15 protein-coding genes are annotated in these 18682 nt (G+C 46.7%); 9 read left to right on the top strand and 6 right to left on the bottom strand.

All coding sequences use genetic code 11. The features are described 5' to 3' along the window. Window positions 1-75: 75 nt before the first annotated feature. The 5 genes from K401_RS0126970 to K401_RS0126990 all read right to left on the bottom strand — a co-directional run bounded on the left by K401_RS0126970 (window position 76) and on the right by K401_RS0126990 (window position 6456). Window positions 76-1776, bottom strand: coding sequence for a DUF2264 domain-containing protein (locus K401_RS0126970; protein WP_024295860.1), 1701 nt, complete (start codon window positions 1774-1776; stop codon window positions 76-78). Between the two features lie 33 nt (window positions 1777-1809). Then, complete coding sequence (locus K401_RS0126975; RefSeq protein ID WP_438830328.1) at window positions 1810-2922, bottom strand: glycoside hydrolase family 88 protein; 1113 nt, start codon at window positions 2920-2922, stop codon at window positions 1810-1812. A 121-nt stretch (window positions 2923-3043) separates the two neighbouring features. Then, complete coding sequence (locus K401_RS0126980; protein ID WP_024295862.1) at window positions 3044-3880, bottom strand: carbohydrate ABC transporter permease; 837 nt, start codon at window positions 3878-3880, stop codon at window positions 3044-3046. An 18-nt stretch (window positions 3881-3898) separates the two neighbouring features. Beyond that, complete coding sequence (locus K401_RS0126985) at window positions 3899-4765, bottom strand: carbohydrate ABC transporter permease (protein WP_156882370.1); 867 nt, start codon at window positions 4763-4765, stop codon at window positions 3899-3901. A 338-nt stretch (window positions 4766-5103) separates the two neighbouring features. Then, window positions 5104-6456: an ABC transporter substrate-binding protein gene (locus tag K401_RS0126990; RefSeq protein WP_024295864.1), complete on the bottom strand. Its 1353-nt coding sequence runs from the start codon at window positions 6454-6456 to the stop codon at window positions 5104-5106. 375 nt (window positions 6457-6831) lie between these two features. Here K401_RS0126990 and K401_RS0126995 point away from each other — a divergent pair, with 375 nt between their 5' ends. The 9 genes from K401_RS0126995 to K401_RS33745 all read left to right on the top strand — a co-directional run bounded on the left by K401_RS0126995 (window position 6832) and on the right by K401_RS33745 (window position 16895). Next, the gene (locus K401_RS0126995; protein ID WP_242837925.1) at window positions 6832-8667 is read left to right on the top strand and encodes a sensor histidine kinase; all 1836 of its coding nucleotides are present in this window, start codon (window positions 6832-6834) and stop codon (window positions 8665-8667) included. A 4-nt stretch (window positions 8668-8671) separates the two neighbouring features. Beyond that, entirely contained in the window at window positions 8672-10288 is a 1617-nt protein-coding gene (locus K401_RS0127000) for a response regulator (protein ID WP_024295866.1), read from the top strand. Between the two features lie 12 nt (window positions 10289-10300). After that, window positions 10301-12106 carry a heparinase II/III domain-containing protein gene (locus K401_RS0127005; protein ID WP_024295867.1) on the top strand — a complete coding sequence of 602 codons (1806 nt, stop codon included), beginning with the start codon at window positions 10301-10303 and terminating at the stop codon, window positions 12104-12106. 240 nt (window positions 12107-12346) lie between these two features. Continuing rightward, entirely contained in the window at window positions 12347-12886 is a 540-nt protein-coding gene (locus K401_RS0127010) for a DUF4489 domain-containing protein (protein ID WP_024295868.1), read from the top strand. A gap of 138 nt (window positions 12887-13024) precedes the next feature. After that, window positions 13025-13621: a DUF4489 domain-containing protein gene (locus K401_RS32115; protein WP_024295869.1), complete on the top strand. Its 597-nt coding sequence runs from the start codon at window positions 13025-13027 to the stop codon at window positions 13619-13621. A gap of 11 nt (window positions 13622-13632) precedes the next feature. Further along, window positions 13633-14370: a hypothetical protein gene (locus K401_RS0127020; RefSeq protein WP_024295870.1), complete on the top strand. Its 738-nt coding sequence runs from the start codon at window positions 13633-13635 to the stop codon at window positions 14368-14370. 491 nt (window positions 14371-14861) lie between these two features. Beyond that, on the top strand, window positions 14862-15965 hold the full coding sequence (locus K401_RS0127025; protein WP_051464102.1) for a collagen-like domain-containing protein: 1104 nt from the start codon (window positions 14862-14864) through the stop codon (window positions 15963-15965). Window positions 15966-16185: 220 nt separating this feature from the next. After that, entirely contained in the window at window positions 16186-16536 is a 351-nt protein-coding gene (locus K401_RS33890) for a hypothetical protein (RefSeq protein ID WP_278246379.1), read from the top strand. A 155-nt stretch (window positions 16537-16691) separates the two neighbouring features. Further along, entirely contained in the window at window positions 16692-16895 is a 204-nt protein-coding gene (locus K401_RS33745) for a hypothetical protein (protein ID WP_242842337.1), read from the top strand. A gap of 106 nt (window positions 16896-17001) precedes the next feature. On the opposite strand, the gene cls is transcribed toward K401_RS33745, so the two are convergent. After that, window positions 17002-18552 (bottom strand): cardiolipin synthase, encoded by a 1551-nt coding sequence (gene cls / locus K401_RS0127035; protein ID WP_024295872.1) that lies wholly within the window; start codon window positions 18550-18552, stop codon window positions 17002-17004. Window positions 18553-18682 lie beyond the last annotated feature (130 nt).

Genomic DNA, 18682 nt, shown 5'->3' on the forward strand with positions numbered 1-18682 from the left:
TTCGTCGCCCTCCTCGCCGGTTCCTGTTTATGAACCTATTATACAGCCAAAGAGTTTTAAAATCAACGGATCATCTTAGAATACAAAACTCTCCACCTTTGTCTCCAGCCGAACGGTTTCTCCTTTATTGATCCGGTAGGAAACAGCAGGTATGGAAGCATTGGGGTAAAGCACATTGGTATTAGGATCAGCCTCGATCACCCGGCCTGCTGCCTCCGGGCCTTTCCCTGATACTGTGCAGCCCTGATCTGTATGGGATATTGAAGCGGCATTTCCCGCTGCTTTCTGTTCATAACCACTTGTGAATTTTTTCACGGAGAAACCGCAGTCATAAGCAGTGCAATCATACTGGCTTTGGATTTCATGGATCCTCAAATGGCCGTACTCCTTGGGAATGATTGTGGATGTGACCGTGATTCCCGGAAAGGGATGCCAATTGCTGACGACCTTGTCAGGAAAAACCTCATAGGAATCGCTGTATTTCCGGACAAACACGTAATCATCTCCGTCAATGACAAAAGCCAGGGAGGAATCCGGGGCGTTTTCATGAAGCACGATCTGACTTTTTGCAACGGAAAATCCAAAACGGGTGGAATAGGCAAACTTGGAGTATTTCTCCGGCACATGGCCATGGCCGTATTTCTCACACACTCCTGCCGGATAGGCCACCACATCCTTTCCATGACGGTGCATCACCATGTCAGCCTGCTTTAGCATTTTTACTTTATCCAGCTTCGGCAGTTCCCGGGCCTTAGCGGTCCAGAAGGGATGGTCATCGGGAAGTCCCAGGCACAAAAGGGTCTTCATGCCCCAGTAAGGGGAACCTGGCGCATTGTACCGTTCTCCCATGATTAAGTTGGGATATCCGTATCCAATGGTTAAAACTCCGTCACGGTCAAAAATCTTCTGCTCCAGCCACCAGTTTAAATGGCGCGATAAAATCCCCTTAACAACCCCTGCTGGAATATCATTAAGTCCTGCAAACACATAAGCTGACCAGAATGCAGCTTCTCCAAAGCGGTAAGACAAGCTTCTTCCGTAAGGAAGGGCAGACCCATTTTCATCAAACCAATATATAAAATCCCTTGCAAATCTCTTTGCCCTCTCCTTAAACCGAAAACACCGTTCCGGTTCCTCATCCTCCATTGCCACCGCGTACAGCAGCCCGTAGTAATGCAGGGCAAAGGAAATGTAATAATCCTTCTGACTGGAAGCCCCATCCCGGTACCAGCCCTCTCCCACGTAATAGCTTTCTATTTTTTCAAGACCAGAGGACAGCCGCTCTTCACTGTACCGGCAGTCCAGCTTTTTTAATGCAATATTCACCAGGATCATGAAAAACTGCCAGTTGCAGTCAGGAATGATGTATTCATTGATCCCGTAAAGCCATTTTGCCAGATTTTTCTTTTCTTCTTCACATAAAGGCTCCCATAATTTTTCCGGGGTAAAAATCAGGCCGCTTGCTATGGCTGCCATTTCCACAAACTTCTGATCATAATCCTTAAAACCGCCCCAGTATTCCGGATGGGCAGGATCCGTACCGTTAGCAAGGCCCTTCTGGTAAATCTCCTCAAATCCCCTTCCTCCCCCAAGCCACAAGGGCACTAAGGCCCACAAAGGCCGGGAAAAGGCTTCCATCTCTATGCTCACCGCCTGATATGTCACTCCGGTGTCCCCAAGAGAAAGCCTGGCGCGGCCCTGGCTGTACAATGGCTTTAACGGGTTTAATACCTTAAACATCCATTGCTGGAAATCCTTCTTTGTTTCAAGTTTCATCTATATTCGCCTCTTTTCGAATTATTTCGATTATTACCAATATGGATTCCAATCCTTAGACAGCCTGGTGAGAGCCTCCATGTAGAAATAATCTCCCCAGATGTTGCATTCATCCACCCCTTCCGGTGTGCAGGTATTGTAAGGAGATTTCTTGGAGTAGGTGCTGTGAAGCACCAGTCCGTTGGATTCACTTAAATCTTTTACTGCGTAATGCTCCACAACCGATTCCATGATCTTTTTGGCTATGGAAATATAGCAGGCAGCATCAGTTTCGTTTAAATATTTTGCCATTTCAAGCATTCCGCAGGCTGCTATGGAAGCAGAAGAAGAATCTCTCGGTTCCTCAGAGCCCTGACCAAATTCCAGATCCCAGTAAGGCACCAGATCTGAGGGAAGGTGGTCTAAAAAGTATCCGGTCACATTCTTGAAATCCTCAATGTATTCCGGACGCTTTGTATACCGGTAAGCAAGGGCGCAGCCATAGACTCCCCATGCCTGTCCTCTGGCCCAGGCGGAGCCATCCCTGTATCCCTGGCAGGTGGCCCCATGATCCGGCTCTCCTGTCTCCATGTTCATGAAAAACGTATGCCAGGTGGAATAATCTTCTCTTATGACATTTGCGATTGCCGTATGAATGTGTTTTTCCGCTATGTCATGGTATTGGGGATCCCCTGTTTCTTCTGTGGCCCAGTACAATAAGGGGAGGTTTAAAAGGCAGTCAATGATAAAGCGGTAGTTTGACACCTGGTTCATAGGCCCCCAGGCCTGGATAAATTCTCCCACCGGCTGGAAACGGCTGAGCAGCTGGTCTGCCGCTTTAATCGCTGCCTCCTTTGCCGATTCATCTCCCACCAGTTTATATGCCGCCACACAGGAAGGGGTATACAGAAATCCCATATCATGATGATCCACTTCCACTTTGCGGTCGATCCTGTCCAAAAAGCTTTTTGCCTGAATCTGTCCGGCCCTTTTCAGTTCATCCTCCTTACACCACTCGTAAGCCAGCCATATCTGTCCTGTCCAGAAGCCTGTGGTCCAGTTAACATTGGGGGTGGGATTGTAAAATCCATCCTCACTGTATGCCTTCTTAAAAGACTCCGTAAATTCCTTTAAATTGTCCTTTACCTGCTCCGCAGCAAAATCCATGGCCTCCCTGCACTTTTCTTCTGTAAGCTCCGGTTTTTCTCTAAGAAGAGCTTCCGTCTGTCTGTTCACGCTTTTTTACCTCCTTGTAATATTCTTTCATGACCAAAAAGGCCGGTTTTTCTTATCCTTTCACTCCTGTTGCTGCAATGCCTTCTACGAAATATTTCTGCAGGGATAAGAATACGATAAGGACCGGGATCAGGGAAAGCACGGACGCGGCCATGATCAGTCCATATTCGGAACTGTACTGGCTGATGAACATCTTAAGCCCTAACTGCAGGGTCTTTTTTGCTTCTGTTTTTAAGTAGATCAATGGCCCTAAAAAATCGTTCCAGGTGTTGACAAAGGTGAAGATAGTGAGAGTAGACAGCGCCGGCTTTGACAATGGCAGCATGATCTTTCCATAAATCTGATATTCACTCATGCCGTCTATCCTGGCCGCCTCACACAGTTCATCAGGGATCCCCTGATAGAACTGGCGCATCATGAACACCCCGAATGCAGAGAACGCCTGGAGAAAGATGATGGCAAGATGGGAATCATTCAGGCCGAAATTTCTCATCATCATGAACTGGGGAACCATATACACCTGCCACGGAACCGCGATGGTTGCGATGTAAGCCGTAAATAAGAGATTTCTGTATTTGAATTTCAGCTTTGCAAAGGCATAAGCGGCAAAACTGCTGGTTAAAAGCTGTAAAAAGGTAACGATCAGGGTGATTTTTACCGTATTAAGTACAAAGGTCATAAGCGGGATCTTTGTCCAGATATCCAGATAATTCTGCCATCTTGGATTTTCCGGTATCCACTGAATGGGAAAAATGAATACATCCTTGTCAAGCTTTAAGGAAGCCGACATCATCCATACAAAAGGAATCAGCATAACGGCTGTCAGAATGAGCAAAACCACGTAGAGGAGGCATCTGCTGATTTTATAACTTGTGCTTTTTATTTTCATTTCTTAATCCTCCTTATCTTAGTTTGCGTATTTCTTCTCACCGCGGAACTGAACCAGGGTGATTGCGAGCACCATTAAGAACAATACCATGGCTACCGCACTTGCATAGCCTAAATTCCAGTTGCGGAACGCTTCTTCGTAAATGTGGTAAACAAGAACCATTGCCTGAGAGCTTACAATGCCGTTGGAACCGCCTGCCAGCATGTAAACGATATCGTAAACCTTAAAGCAGTTGATGGTCAGGATAATGGTCACAAAGAAGGTGGTGGGCTGAAGCTGGGGCCAGGTAATATAGCGGAATTTCTGCCAGGAATTGCAGCCGTCAAGGCCTGCCGCTTCATACAGCTCTCCGTTGATTCCCTGAAGTCCTGCCAGATATATGACCATATAGTATCCCATATTTTTCCAAACGCTGAACAATACAATGGTAAACATCACCCAGTGGGGATCTGCGGACCACTTTGGAAGGCTCTTGGCATGGACTCCCAGGTGATAAAGGATCATGTTCACCGGGCCGCTTTTCTGAGGACTGAACAGCATATTCCACACGGCAGCCACTGCCACCAAAGATGCCACGTAAGGGAAAAAGCCCACGGTACGGAAGAAATTCCTTCCCTTTATCTTCTGGTTTAGAACCACGGCAAGACCTAAGGCACAGGCCAGTGTCAAAGGAACCGTTGCAATACAGTATACAATGGTATTGGTAAAGGACGCCCGGAACCTGGCGCTTACAAACATATCAAAAAAATTCTTAAGTCCGGCAAACTCCATGGGGCTGTTTCCATCCCATTTCATAAATGCCAGGACAAAGGCAAATATAATGGGGCCCAGTGTAAAGACTGCAAACCCAATGAAATTAGGGGCAATGAAGGAATAGGCGATCATATCCCTCTTTTCCTGACGTGTGAAACGTTCCCCTGTCCGCACTTTTTTTATTTTCTCATCTATTGTCTCGATTTTCGCAATCAGCCCATCGCGCTTTCGGGTTCCCCGGGCATCTTTTAGCAAAAGGCTCAGAGCTTCCCGTTTCTCGTTTAAAGCCACGATTTTTTCCTGTCTTTGCGCTTCTGTTATTGTCTTAGCCATATTTTATAATGAAAGCCAAATGAAACGGCTTATCCTCCTTTTCTCGTTTTTTCATTCCATCAAAATCAAATCAGAAATTTTCTTTAAATGAGGCGGGCCTTCTTGCTGCCCGCCTCTGTTTTATTTCTTTCGGCTTATTACTTAGCCAGAATTGCGCTTACTTTTTCATCCATTTCGGCAATGCCGTCGTCTACGGACATGCCGCCTGTCATGATCGCGTCATGAGCTTCATTTAATGCGGTTTCAATTTCAGAATTCTTTGCATTTACAGGCATCTCCAAATACAGATTCGCTGTATTGAGTGCATCGACGCTGGTATCGTCATCCTTCGGGAATCCTTCCGTATTGGATATCAAATCAGCCACCGTACTGTTCATAACTGCCGGAATCGTTCCTGTGGAAGCAAGGATCTCAGCGCCTTCAGTACCGCTTACAAAATTTACAAACTCCCAGGCCAGATCCTTATTGGGAGCATTGGTAGGAATTGCAAGGGAAGTAATGGTTGCAAGGGTAGAACCCGCCTCTACGCCATCCGCATGAGGATATTTTGCAATTCCCCAGTTGGTGCAGTTGGTATATTCTCCGGTTTTGATCTTTTCAATTAAGGTGGAAATAAACCATGTGCCCATGTTCATTGTTGCAATATTGCCCTGTGCAAAGGCGCCGGAATAGTGAAGACCGCTTGTCTTTAACGTTGCATAGTCCTGGCAGATTCCGTCTTCCTGCTGGCTGAGTACCATTTCATAATATGGCTTTAAGAACTCATACTTGCCATCCAGAATCGTATGCTTGCCATCCAGAACACCAAAAAGCTGTACTGCAGATCTCCATGTATGGTAGTGGGAACCATAAACCTCCTGACCCGGGGTCTCAACCGCCAGGCTTCTTGTCAGGGCATCGTATTCCTCAAATGTCATATCATTGGTTGGATAAGGCACTCCTGCCTTGTCAAAGACATCTTTATTATAAAACAGTACCCAGAAATCGTTACGGAACGGAAGCTCATACAATTTGCCGTCAATGGTAATCTGATCGGTCAGGCCTTTATACAGACTTAAATCCACACCGGAAGACTGAATGTAGCTGTCCAGCGGCTCCAATACACCTTTATTTACCAGAGTCATGTAACCGGGAACATCCTTTACCATTACCACATCGAAATCTGAACCGCTGCCTGTAAGCTCCGTAGCAAGAACGGTCTGATAATCGCTGGAGCCTAAATCAACCATCTCGATTTTGACATCCGGATGTTTTTCTTCAAAAGCATCAATAAGCGGCTGATAATAAGGCGCAAGATTGATATCCCATACAGACCATTTCAGGGTAGTCTGTCCTCCGGCCCCGGTGGTCGCTTCCGCTGCAGTGGTCTCCGCCTTATCCCCTTCCGAAGCCGCTGCAGTGGTTTCATTGCCACCGCCGCCGGCGCAGCCAGCAAGGCTGGTCACTGCCAGCGCACATGCCAGCGCAATGCTGAGTGTTCTCTTTTTCATTGTATTCCCTCCTGATTTGAATTTGTTTTCAGTAAACCGCGCATTTTTTACATGTGATTTACCATATCTGAATTATAACCCCTGACTGTTTTTTTAAGAATGGAATTTATCTAATAAAATATTCACTTTTTATTCACATTTCTTTCACACTTTGTTAAATCATGTATTTTTTTATGATTAGCAGTAAAATTTCTCTCTTGTATACAATATATCACTTTTTCACAAAAAACCACGCTGTTTTTCATTGACATTTTACAATAAATAAGCTACCTTTGTAGATAATAAGTGCAGCAGCATTATGTTGCAATATATAAGGAAGGGGTAAGTTTTACCATGTGGAAAATGTTTTTACCAAAGACCATAAGAGGCAAAATCATGATTCTAACAGCCGCCGTTACCCTGTTAATCACTGTTCTTACTACAACGGTATGTTTCTCGGTTTTCCAGACTTTTTTAAGGAAAAATCAGATCCAGTCCGCGGAATTCAGCCTTCAGGTCGTAAGCAACAACATAACATCCGATATGAAGGATATCATCTATTTCAGCAAATGGTGCTGCTCCAACGGTGCCATTTTAGACTATCTGGAAGCCTTTCAGAATTATCAAAAGCTGCCCACACTCTCAACGGACCTGGAAAATTTACGCCCTACGGCCCTTTCCAGCCATAACCGCTTAAAAGAGGAATATTACTACAACCGGGCATACGAATACATGTCAAGGGTTATTATTTCCACAAATAATAAAAATAATTTCCTTCAAATGGCCGCGTTGGCCAACAACTCTTCCTCTTATGCGGCACGTATTATCAGCCAGACCGATTTTTTTCAAAAGCTTTATGATTCTAAAGATTATTTATGGATCGGCTTTGTAAACGATCCCTTCTCCAGCATCAGCCGGGACCAGTACATTCCCATCGTCCGGCCTGTTTATGATGAATTCAGTACAGAAATCATAGGCTGGACTTATGTGGAAATCTCCTCCCGCCTGTTTACCGATTACTTAGCACACTATCCCCTCCCTTCGGACAGCATGCTTTTTATTACCATAGGAGGGAAGTCCTACAGCTTAAAGTCCGGTGGATGGCAGGAGATCGGGACACCCTATACGGATCCGGTGCAATTAACCAAAAGTGATTCCTTATCCAAAGGCACCCGGGTTCTGTCCGTTACTATGGACGATGGAAAAAAAAGGATCCTGGTGGAGCGCCCGGTGGAGGGAATGGAAGGCTGGAGCTTAACCAATGTTCTCTCCGAGCAGCAGTTTGGTCAGCAGAAGCTGCTGTATACCCTTTTAATCTTCGCCATCTGTCTCACCATCGTTTCCCTTGGGGTCTTGCTGGCCTTTCTCTTAAACAGGATCATCATGGAGCCCATTCACAGGCTCAGCGGCAAGATAGCCGATATATCGGCCGGAGATTTTTCCAGGGACAATTCCATCGAATGGAACCATGAATTGGGACAGGTCGGCCGGGGCATCAACAGCATGTCAGAAAACATCGTCACGCTGATGGAAAAACGGGTGGATGATGAAAAGCAGAGAAAGGATCTGGAATACCAGATTCTCCAGAGCCAGATCAATCCTCATTTTTTATACAATACCTTAAATTCCATCAAATGGATGGCCACCATCCAGAATGCCAGCGGAATCGCGGATATGACCACTGCTCTGGCAAGGCTTCTTAAAAACGTATCTAAGGGAACCGCTTCCATGATTCCCTTAAGGGATGAGCTGGCTCTGGTAAAGGATTACTTTCTGATCCAGCAGTACCGGTACGGCGGCAGTGTAACCATAGAGTATTTCATTGAATCTGAAGCTTTATACGACTGCCAGATCCACCGCTTCACCCTGCAGCCTATCATTGAAAATGCCCTGTTCCATGGGATCGAGCCCACAGGAACCGCAGGAAAGATTACAGTGTCCGCCGAAACAACGGAAGGTTACCGGAAGAAAGCGCTGAAAATAAGCATAACGGACAACGGCATCGGCATGTCCCAGGAGGCTATCCGCAAGGTTCTTTGTGAGGAAGACGACAATCAGAACAAAACAGAATTTTTCCGGCACGTCGGCATCAGCAACGTGAATAAACGAATTAAGCACGACTTCGGCCCGGAATATGGCATCACCATAACAAGCAGGCCAGGCGAATTTACCACTATGACCATCTTAATGCCTTACGTGCTTCATTCGGAAAAGAAATCAGCAGGAAGGTAATTTTATGACTAAACTATTAATTGTTGATGATGAACCTTTGGTTCAGATCGGATTAAAATCCATGATAAACTGGGCGGATTACGGCATTGAAATCTGCGGTACCGCCGTAAACGGTAAAAATGCTCTGGAAATGATAGCAGAATACTCACCGGAAATTGTCATTACCGATATCCGCATGCCCATCATGAACGGACTGGACTTAGCAAGGTCCTGCCGGGAAACATACGGTAAAATACCCCTGTTCATTTTTCTTACCAGCTACGAGGAATTTCAGCTCATCAAGGAAGCCATGTCCTATGAAGCGGTGGATTATCTAATCAAGCTGGAACTAAATGCCGATTCCCTGTCCGAGGCAGCCAAAAAGGCCCTTTCCCGCCTGGAGACCCTTCAGGTTTCCATGGAATATAAGGATTCCGGCCGCCCTCTCCTGCAGAGCTATTATGAAAAATTTTTCATGCGGCTCCTGCATAACCTCTTTGACAGCGAAGAACAGTTTGAGCTCCAGTCCAGGGATTTAAGACTGGATTTTTCGGAAAACTGTTATTTCACGGCCCTTTGCCAGATACGGGAGGAAGCCCGTAAGGATATGGATCACGGAAAGCTCATGAACCTCTATAACAGCGCTCTGCAAATGGCAAAGGAAATCATCGGCAGACATCTTCCCGCCTATGTGGTAAGCCTGGATATGAAACATTTTGCAGTGGTATTTCACCTTCCCGATCAGGCAGACTACCGGAAAGAGGCTGTTTTTAACGCATTTCGCAACGCAGCCGATATGATCCGCAACTATTTTAATGTGACCGTTCTCACAGGAATCGGAACTCCGGTCAGCCAGCCCATGAAGATCAGCGAGTCCTATCAGGAAGCCCGCCAGGCCTTTGGGCGGACCTCCTCAGAACAGCCTGTCGTGATGTTCACCGGCAGTGATGCGGCCTCCATCCGCAACGCTTTCAACATTTCCGTATTTAAAAATGAAATAACCAAGGCATTTAATGAATTTGATACGGATATCTTATACCGCACTCTGACTGAAATCATTAGGCTGTTTGAAGCCCATCCCCTGCGTTTTTCCCAGGCTGCGGACGGGGCCTGCAACATCCTTTACCTGGCCCTCTCTCTTCTGCCTGACGGAGAAGAAAATATGACGGAGATCTTTTCCTCCTACAGCGACAGCTACCGTTCCATTTACCGCTTTACCAATGTGGAGCAGATCGCAGAATGGATGACGATCTTCCGTGACGGCCTTTGCGACGTTTTGCGGTCCAAACGGAAAACCTACAAAGCCCACGTCATCACCAATGTACAAAAATACATCAACAACCATATATCCGAAAAGCTCACCTTAAACGAAGTGGCCGGAGTGTTCGGCCTAAGCCCCAATTATTTAAGCATCCTGTTTAAGAAGAACTGCCGGGTCGGTTTTTCAGAATACATTGCCCAGGCAAAGGTCAACCGGGCCAAAGCCCTCCTCATGGAACAGGACATGAAAATCTATGAGGCAGCCGATCAGCTGGGCTTTGAAAGCGCCTTTTATTTCAGTAAAGTATTTAAAAAAGTTACCGGGCTTTCTCCCCGGGAATTTATACAGCAAAATACCGTCAATCCTGACGAAAACAAATAAGGAGTATTCATCATGATCACAGAACTTGCAAAAGACCAAAAGAAACCATTATCAAGCTTTACCCCCTTTCCCCAGGCCTCTGACCGGAGTTCCTGGGATTCTCTTCCGGAGGATCTTAAAAGCCGTCTCATTAAAAGCGGGGAAACCTTTTTAAACTTTGATTATCCTTCCCTGACCGCAGCAGATTATATGGAATTTACAAGAAATGGGAACAGAAGCCGTTTCCAGGACAAGCTGTTTTTAAGAAGGACTGTTCTGGATGCCCTGGTTCTGGCTGAATGTGCAGAATATAAAGGACGTTTCCTTGATGACATCATCAACGGGCTTTATTTGATCTGTGAGGAAAATGCCTGGCAGCTTCCTGCCCACAATTCCTACATCCGGGATACTCCTCCCTTTATCCTTCCCGATGTCACCCGCCCTGTGATCGACCTCTTTGCAGCGGAAACAGCCGCAGTCCTGTCAGTGACGGAATATCTTTTAAGGCAGGAGCTTCTTTCCGTCACTCCCTTCCTTTCAAAGATGATCAATAAAAATCTTGATGAACGGATCTTCACTCCTTATCTTAACGAACATTTCTGGTGGATGGGTGATGGAGACAGCCATATGAACAACTGGACGGTCTGGTGTACCCAGAACGTTCTTCTCTCCGCCTTTACAAGAGAACTTCCCCAGATCCAAAAGGAGAACATATTTCAAAAGGCATGCAAAAGCATTGACTATTTTCTGGCAGAGTACGGGGAAGACGGCTGCTGTGACGAAGGAGCCCAGTATTACCGTCACGCCGGGCTTTGCCTGTTTAACTGCCTGGAGGTTTTAAACGGAATATCAGACAATGCCTTTCTCCCTGCATATGAGATCGGGAAAATCAAGAACATTGCTTCTTATATCCTGACCGCCCACATCGATGATGTCTATTATGTGAACTTTGCTGACTGCTCTCCCATTGCCGGGCGGTGCGGAGCCAGGGAATTCCTGTTTGGCAGGCGGACCGGCAATAAGGAACTTATGTCCTTTGCCGCATGGGATTACCAAAACAGCGAAGATCCCTTAACAGCAGAGGAACATAACTTATTTTACCGCCTGCAGACAGTCTTTACCCATCAGGAAATGGTTTCCTTTGCCAAATCCCCCATTGTCCACCGGGATTTCTGGTATGAGAGCGCGGGACTTTTCATTGCCAGAGAGAGCCACCTTTATCTTGCAGTAAAAGCCGGAGATAATGACGACAGCCATAACCACAATGATACGGGAAGCTTTACCATTTACAAGGATGGAAATCCCATGTTTATTGATGTGGGAGTGGAAACTTATACAAAGAAGACCTTTTCAAAAGACCGTTATGACATCTGGACCATGCAGTCCCGCTATCATAACCTCCCCACCTTTTTTGACGGAAAAACCCAGATCATGCAAAAGGATGGAGCTGATTACCGGGCGGAAAACGTGACCCACCAATTAGGAGCTTCTGACTGCCGGATCTCCATGGATTTAGCTGCCGCCTACCCGGATGAGCGGATCAGATCTTATACCCGGAACGCTGTACTTAATAAGGGAAAGGAAATTATCATTTCCGATCACTATGAGGGGGATCTTCCATATCCGGTATTATCACTTATGTTTTATGAGGAGCCGGTTGTAAATGGAGATACTGTTAAAGTAGGAAACTTAGGCAGTTTCCTCATTGAAGGTGCATCCAAAATACAAAAAGAGGTAATTCCCATCACCGATGAACGTCTGAAAATTTCATGGAAGCATGATGTATACCGGTTATTGGTCACCATGAAGAACAAAGATCTGGTTTTAACCATCCGGTAATTGAAGAAAGCAGAATTTTAATTATTTATGAACGGAGAATTATTACTTACAGTTGAAGTCTTGCAGCAAAATTTTTCAAGTATCAAATCCATAAATGCCTCAAATCAGCCAATAGATGACAGCCGTACAAGATATTGTCTATTGAGTTGTAGCACATTTTTTTCTTGATAATATAATGTAGTATACCATGATGGTATAACGAAATATTCCTAATTTATTAAGTAAAGTGGAGGCCACATCATGAATGATCTTGATATGAGAATATGTGATTGCGAATGTGATGAATGCCAGGATTGTGCGTGCAACTGTAACTGCACATGCGAACGGCCCAAAAAGTACCTTAAACCCAACAGAACAATGTTAAAATGCGGCAGCCAAGGCAGCGTTAGCCTTCCAGTAGCAACGGTTGCCGGAGCAACTTTTACCTTGGCCACTGTAACCGTAGATTCAAAAGGCTTAAAAAACCCATGCATTAAATTTGAATTTGCAAGTAATATCGTGACGACTGCTGCTGTTATCACTCTGAATTTCCAGATATTCAAACAGTGCAGAAACCAGCTGACTCCTATTCCCGTAGGATCGATCTGGACGTTCTCACGGCTTGTTGCTGTTACTGATAGTAACACCTTCTCCTTCTTCGTTTGCGATTGTGATACCTGCGGCGATGACTGCTGCACTTACAGCGTAGTCGCTACGGTTGCCGGCGTTGCTACGGTAGGCGTTACTGCCATTAACAATGCATCTCTTGCTGCAATCATCGTAGATAACGACTGCTTTTAATTCCAACTTTAAACGGTGGGTACGAGGGGATGTTTGTCCAATAGCTGCATAAACTAACTTTTTTCATAGATAGGGTATTTGGCTGAACCAGGCTGAATGCTCTATCTATGAGCATTCAAATAAGGAGCTGGGGTCATTATGTATAACCGCCTATTCAGTATGAGTATACCATGCCGTCCCAATTGTCCATATCATAATGCAGTAAACAGAAGCCCTCAGCCTGCTCCGCCAAAAAAAGACAACCACATCGAAAGTATTCAAAATATTCAAAAAAACACCTGTGAGCCTTCCCCTGGAAACCAGCTTTTATTAAAGAGTTCTGCTTTAGGAGGAATCATTTTACCTGAAAATACAGATAAGAACGCTACATATAACGTAGCTTCGCTTAACATGGATACATGCAGCTACAGGAACTTTTTGATCCACTTCAATTTTTCCTGTAATATCGCCACCACCAATGCCCGCATGCATCTTAGATTTCAGCTGTTTAAGCGAGGAAGCGGCCAGACAATTTCCACACCTGTCAGTTCCAGTCTGGTTTACAGCAGAAATTCAGACAGCGGGGAAACAAATACCTTTTCTTTCACGGCTTATGACTGTGACTCCATGGGATGTAAGTGCTGCAATTACAGCGTATATGTAGAAATTATGAGCTTTGATACCACCGGTACCATTTCGATCACAAATCCGGTTCTCATTGCATCTGTTGTAGTTAATAATAATGAAATTGTTTAGAGGAGAATTTCATGGCGAATCAAACGAATTTAAAATTTAAAGATTCTACCATAGCGATTGAAGAAAATACGATCAGATGGGAAGATCATATGATCAAAACCGAAAATATTTCTCATATATGGATAGGAAACTGTCCTGACAAACCATTTCCTGTCCGTTTTGTTCTTATTCTATTGCTCATTGCCTTATCTGGTACCAGCCCTGGAAGTATCATTGGTGTCCTGCTGGCTCTGATCCTGTACCCGGCGGCGTGGATTTACTGGGAAAGGAAGCAAAAAGAATTCAAGGGTATTCATTTTGAAACCGGTTCCGGTAAAATTTATTCGTTTCTGTGCAATAACGAAGAATTCACCTACCAGGCCTATGAGTTAATCAGCGATCTTATTTCAAAAAACAGTGCCGATTCAAACCTTCAAATCAGTTTTGTTGGGGATGGAAAGATCACCGACGATTCCGAGGCGGCAAAGGAGCCCGCTCCCAGCAGCCAGGTCTTAAACATCATGAACAGCAGACTGAATGAAAAAGTACTCAATGAACTGCAAAAATTATCCATGTATTATAATCAACACAATGAAATCAACAACGAGGCTTTGAATTTGATCGACAAAGCGGTCCAATCATTAAATTCCAACGATAAGCAAGGAACCAAAAACTCCTTCGGCGGTTTTATTACTATGGGACTCATTAACGATTGTAACGAATTAGGGCTAAATGCTTTGATCGATGAAATAAAAGCGAATATCTATTGACCGGTATCTAATATGAAAATTCTTTTGACCTTATTCCTGCAGGGTAAAATAACTTGTATGTTTACAGTGGGCAGCTCCTTTTTGATAAGTTCCTGGGTATTTGAACTCTTATCAAAAAGGAGCATTTTTTAATCCACAGCATATCAGATACCCGGTGAGGGCAAGGCTGAAAAAATCTGCTGTAGCTGTATGTTAAATAATCTACAATTCTTTTGGGACAACCCCGTGAGGCAAACAAAGACCTTATCCTCTCCCATAAATTTCTATAAATTCAGAACTTTCCATACCATTATTCCAGAATGTTTCCCTCCCCTATACAGTGATCCTGACGGGGTTAATAAGTTGATTTATCTTTCTAACAAACTTGCCATTTGGTACATATGATAAGGTATAAAGGAGTACGAAAGCCCTTTATATTCTGATTTTAATCTTGTACAGAATGCTTATAAGCAGAAAATCACAATATCACACCTTAACAGGAGGGAATTATAATGAATAATTATAGAAATTGGGACGATAATTGCGGCTGCAGTGGCTGTGGTGGCTGCTGCGGCCCAACTGGACCGCAGGGACCCAGAGGATGTCCTGGACCAATGGGGCCTAGAGGCTGCCAGGGACCAACCGGACCTCAGGGGCCTAGAGGACCACAGGGACCAACCGGACCAATGGGGCCTAGAGGATTCCAGGGACCAACCGGACCGACCGGACCTCAGGGACCGCAAGGACCTCAGGGACCTGCAGGAGCTCAAGGACCAGTAGGGCCTCAGGGACCTCAGGGAGTACAAGGGCCTACCGGACCAACTGGTGCTACCGGTGCTACCGGCGCTCAGGGACCACAAGGACCAACTGGCGCTACAGGCGCTACCGGTGCTCAGGGACCAACTGGACCAACTGGTGCTACCGGCGCTACCGGCGCTCAGGGACCACAAGGACCACAGGGACCAACCGGACCAACCGGCGCTACCGGCGCTACCGGTGCTCAAGGACCTCAGGGACCTCAGGGGCCACAGGGACCAACCGGACCAACTGGTGCTACCGGCGCTACCGGTGCTCAAGGACCTCAGGGACCACAGGGACCACAGGGACCAACCGGACCTGCTGGCGCTACTGGCGCTCAGGGACCGCAGGGACCAACCGGACCGACTGGTGCTACCGGTGCTACGGGTGCTCAAGGACCTCAGGGACCGCAGGGACCACAGGGACCAACCGGACCGACCGGTGCTACCGGCGCTACTGGTGCTCAGGGACCGACTGGACCGACTGGTGCTACCGGCGCTACAGGCGCCCAGGGACCACAGGGACCGCAAGGACCTCAGGGACCACAAGGGCCAACCGGACCTGCCGGCGCTACTGGCGCTCAGGGACCGACTGGACCGACTGGCGCTACCGGCGCTACCGGCGGCTCAGGGACCGCAGGGACGACCGGACCCTGCCGGCGCTACGCGCTCAGGACGACTGACGACTGGTGGCAACTGGCGCTACCGGCGCTCGGGACCGCAGGGACCGACCGACCTTCGGCGCTACCGGCGCTCAGGACCGACTGGAGCGACTGGCGCTACTGCGCTACCGGCGCTCAGGGGACCGCAAGGACCTGAAGGCCAACTGGACCTGCTGGTGCCTTCCGGTGCCAGACAGACTGGACGACGGTGCAACTGGTGCTACCGGTGCTCAGGCCGCAAGGACCTGAAGGGGCACAACTGGAACCTGCTGGTGGCTACCGGTGCTCAGGACCGACTGGACCGAGCTGGCGTACTGGTGCTCTGCGTGCTCAGGACCTGTGGCCGACTGGACCTCAGGACGCACAGGACACAGGAGTTGAAGGACCTGTTGGACCGCCGGACCTACGGGGCCTGCCGGTGCTACTGGTGGCTCAGGGACCTGTTTGACCGACTGGACCTCAGGGACCACAGGGACCACAGGGAGTTGAAGGACCTGTTGGACCGACCGGACCTACCGGAGCTACCGGCGCAACTGGTGCTCAGGGACCTGTTGGGCCGACCGGACCTCAGGGACCACAGGGAATTGAAGGACCTGTTGGACCGACTGGACCGACTGGCGCAACTGGTGCTACTGGTGCTCAAGGACCTACCGGACCTACTGGCCCTGCAGGACCATTTACGCAGTTACGTGGATTTGACTTACAGCTCACTGGAGGTACTTCAGTAGCAAACGGAAGTCCTGTTATATTCAATACCATTTTAAACAACCAGAGCCTTAATATCTCTTATAACACAACAACAGGCGTTGCAACGCTTAATGCGGAACAAAATTACTATGTATCCTGGTGGGTATCTACAGATGGTGCAGGCCCATCCACTTATGTGGAATTTTCTTTAGAGATAAATGGAAGCAGCGGCATCGCATCATGCTCGCCGATCGTAACAGGCCAGTTAAGCGGAATTACCCTGATTACTGTAGGCGCTATTCCATCTACCATTGCACTTGTTAACACAACTGGGCAGACCGTTTCTTACGGTGCGACCCCAGTTCAGGCACACATGGTTATTTTTGAAGTTTCCCAGTAATTACTGATATGAAGTCATTTTAAAGATCCATGATCTTATAAAAATGCGTCGGAAGCATATGCTTCCGACGCATTTTTCCATAGACAGCAGTACATTCCCCATCGCTCTACATAAGCGGTGCAAACAACCGCAATGCCCGCCCTGCCAGCACCTCATACCAGGGATAATTTCTGCAGTCTTCCATGGTGATTCTCCGGCACTGGGCCAGGGTGTTATGAAAATCTCTCTGAATATCCCGGATCACCTCACTGCGGTATAAATAGACCGCGCACTCAAAATGAAGGTAAAGGCTTCTGAAATCCATATTAATGGTTCCGACTACTGCCTTGGTGTCGTCACTTGCGTATACCTTGGCGTGTACAAAACCAGGCACGTACTCAAAAATCTGGACTCCGGCCCTTATTAGCTCCTCGTAATGAGACCTTGCAAGGAGGAAAGCGTATTTTTTATCCGGTATCCGCGGCATAATGATAATAACCTCCACTCCCCGTTTGGCAGCAAAGGTAAGTGCCTGGATCATTTCATAATCCAGAATCAGATACGGCGTCATGATATGTACATAATGTCTGGCAGAATTTATGATATCTAAATAAACCTGCTCTCCCAAGTTCTCCTGATCCAGAGGGCTGTCCCCATAGGGGATCACAAATCCATCCATGTTTAACTCCAGGGGATAAAAATATTCCGGGTCCCTTAAATATTGCCCATAATCCTCAGTTCCTTTTTCAGAAATGTTCCACATTTGCAGAAACATCATGGTAAAGCTGGTAACTGCATCCCCTTTCAGCATGACGCCCGTATCCTTCCAATGGCCAAAACGCACACGCCTGTTAATATATTCATCTGCCAGGTTGATCCCCCCGGTAAAAGCCGTATGGCCGTCCACCACCAGTATCTTCCTATGGTCCCGGTTATTCTGGTAGGTGGTAAATGCAGGCTTAATGGGGGAAAACATCTTTGCCTTGATCCCTTTTGCCTGCAATTCCTTTGGATAGCTAAAGGGAAGAAGTACAAGGGAACACATTCCGTCATACATGAACCGGACTTCTACTCCCTCCTTCGCTTTTCTCTCCAGGATCTCCAATATGGTATCCCACATTTCTCCCCGCTCCACAATAAAGAATTCCATGAAGATAAACCGTTTTGCTGCCTCCAGCTCCTTCTTCATCGCTTCAAACATGGCTTCCCCCAGGGCAAAATACTGCACATTGGTGTTTTTATATGCCGGGTAATGGCCCGAATTTTTAATATAATGAGCCAGATTGGCATTCTGCCTGCTTATCCTGGACAAGTCCTCCATGACCCTGGGGTTTTGGGTCAGATAGCTTTCCGTATGCCCCATGTTAACGCGAAGCCTTTTATTCATCAGCTTTCCCACGATCTGCAGTTCTACAAACAGGTAAAAAAGCGTTCCAAATACAGGAACAGCCGCGATAGGGACCATCCAGGTCAGCTTAAAGCTGGGATTTTCTTCCTTATTCAGGATATAAATGATAACAAATGCACTGAGCAGAGCAAAACCGCCGTAAAAATACGCAAGGTAACGGCTCAAAAAACGGTATGACGCAATAAGAATCGCCACTTGTATGATAAGAGAAACGGCCGCAAATGTAGTCCGGCCAAAAATAATTCTTAGCATTCTCCTGATCTGTTTCATCCTGTGCACCTCCCATGCTGCCGATTCCATTGATGATATCCCCTCAATTATACAGCCTGTCTCCTTTTCTTGCAACACCTTGCCGCCTCTGTATCCCTTTTCCCACTAAGCCGAAAAAACGGGAAAACCG

The organism is Lacrimispora indolis DSM 755, assembly GCF_000526995.1.
GTDB classification, from domain to species: Bacteria; Bacillota; Clostridia; order Lachnospirales; family Lachnospiraceae; genus Lacrimispora; species Lacrimispora indolis.

Excerpts from the sequence above, each read along its gene's own strand:
- K401_RS0126985 (WP_156882370.1), bottom strand. The coding sequence starts at position 4,765 with ATGATCGCCTATTCCTTCATTGCCCCTAATTTCATTGGGTTTGCAGTC.
- K401_RS0126975 (WP_438830328.1), bottom strand. The coding sequence starts at position 2,922 with ATGGATTTTGCTGCGGAGCAGGTAAAGGACAATTTAAAGGAATTTACG.
- K401_RS0126970 (WP_024295860.1), bottom strand. The coding sequence starts at position 1,776 with ATGAAACTTGAAACAAAGAAGGATTTCCAGCAATGGATGTTTAAGGTA.
- K401_RS0127005 (WP_024295867.1), top strand. The coding sequence starts at position 10,301 with ATGATCACAGAACTTGCAAAAGACCAAAAGAAACCATTATCAAGCTTT.
- K401_RS32115 (WP_024295869.1), top strand. The coding sequence starts at position 13,025 with ATGTATAACCGCCTATTCAGTATGAGTATACCATGCCGTCCCAATTGT.
- cls (WP_024295872.1), bottom strand. The coding sequence starts at position 18,552 with ATGAAACAGATCAGGAGAATGCTAAGAATTATTTTTGGCCGGACTACA.
- K401_RS0126980 (WP_024295862.1), bottom strand. The coding sequence starts at position 3,880 with ATGAAAATAAAAAGCACAAGTTATAAAATCAGCAGATGCCTCCTCTAC.
- K401_RS0126990 (WP_024295864.1), bottom strand. The coding sequence starts at position 6,456 with ATGAAAAAGAGAACACTCAGCATTGCGCTGGCATGTGCGCTGGCAGTG.
- K401_RS0126995 (WP_242837925.1), top strand. The coding sequence starts at position 6,832 with ATGATTCTAACAGCCGCCGTTACCCTGTTAATCACTGTTCTTACTACA.
- K401_RS0127000 (WP_024295866.1), top strand. The coding sequence starts at position 8,672 with ATGACTAAACTATTAATTGTTGATGATGAACCTTTGGTTCAGATCGGA.
- K401_RS0127020 (WP_024295870.1), top strand. The coding sequence starts at position 13,633 with ATGGCGAATCAAACGAATTTAAAATTTAAAGATTCTACCATAGCGATT.
- K401_RS0127025 (WP_051464102.1), top strand. The coding sequence starts at position 14,862 with ATGAATAATTATAGAAATTGGGACGATAATTGCGGCTGCAGTGGCTGT.
- K401_RS0127010 (WP_024295868.1), top strand. The coding sequence starts at position 12,347 with ATGAATGATCTTGATATGAGAATATGTGATTGCGAATGTGATGAATGC.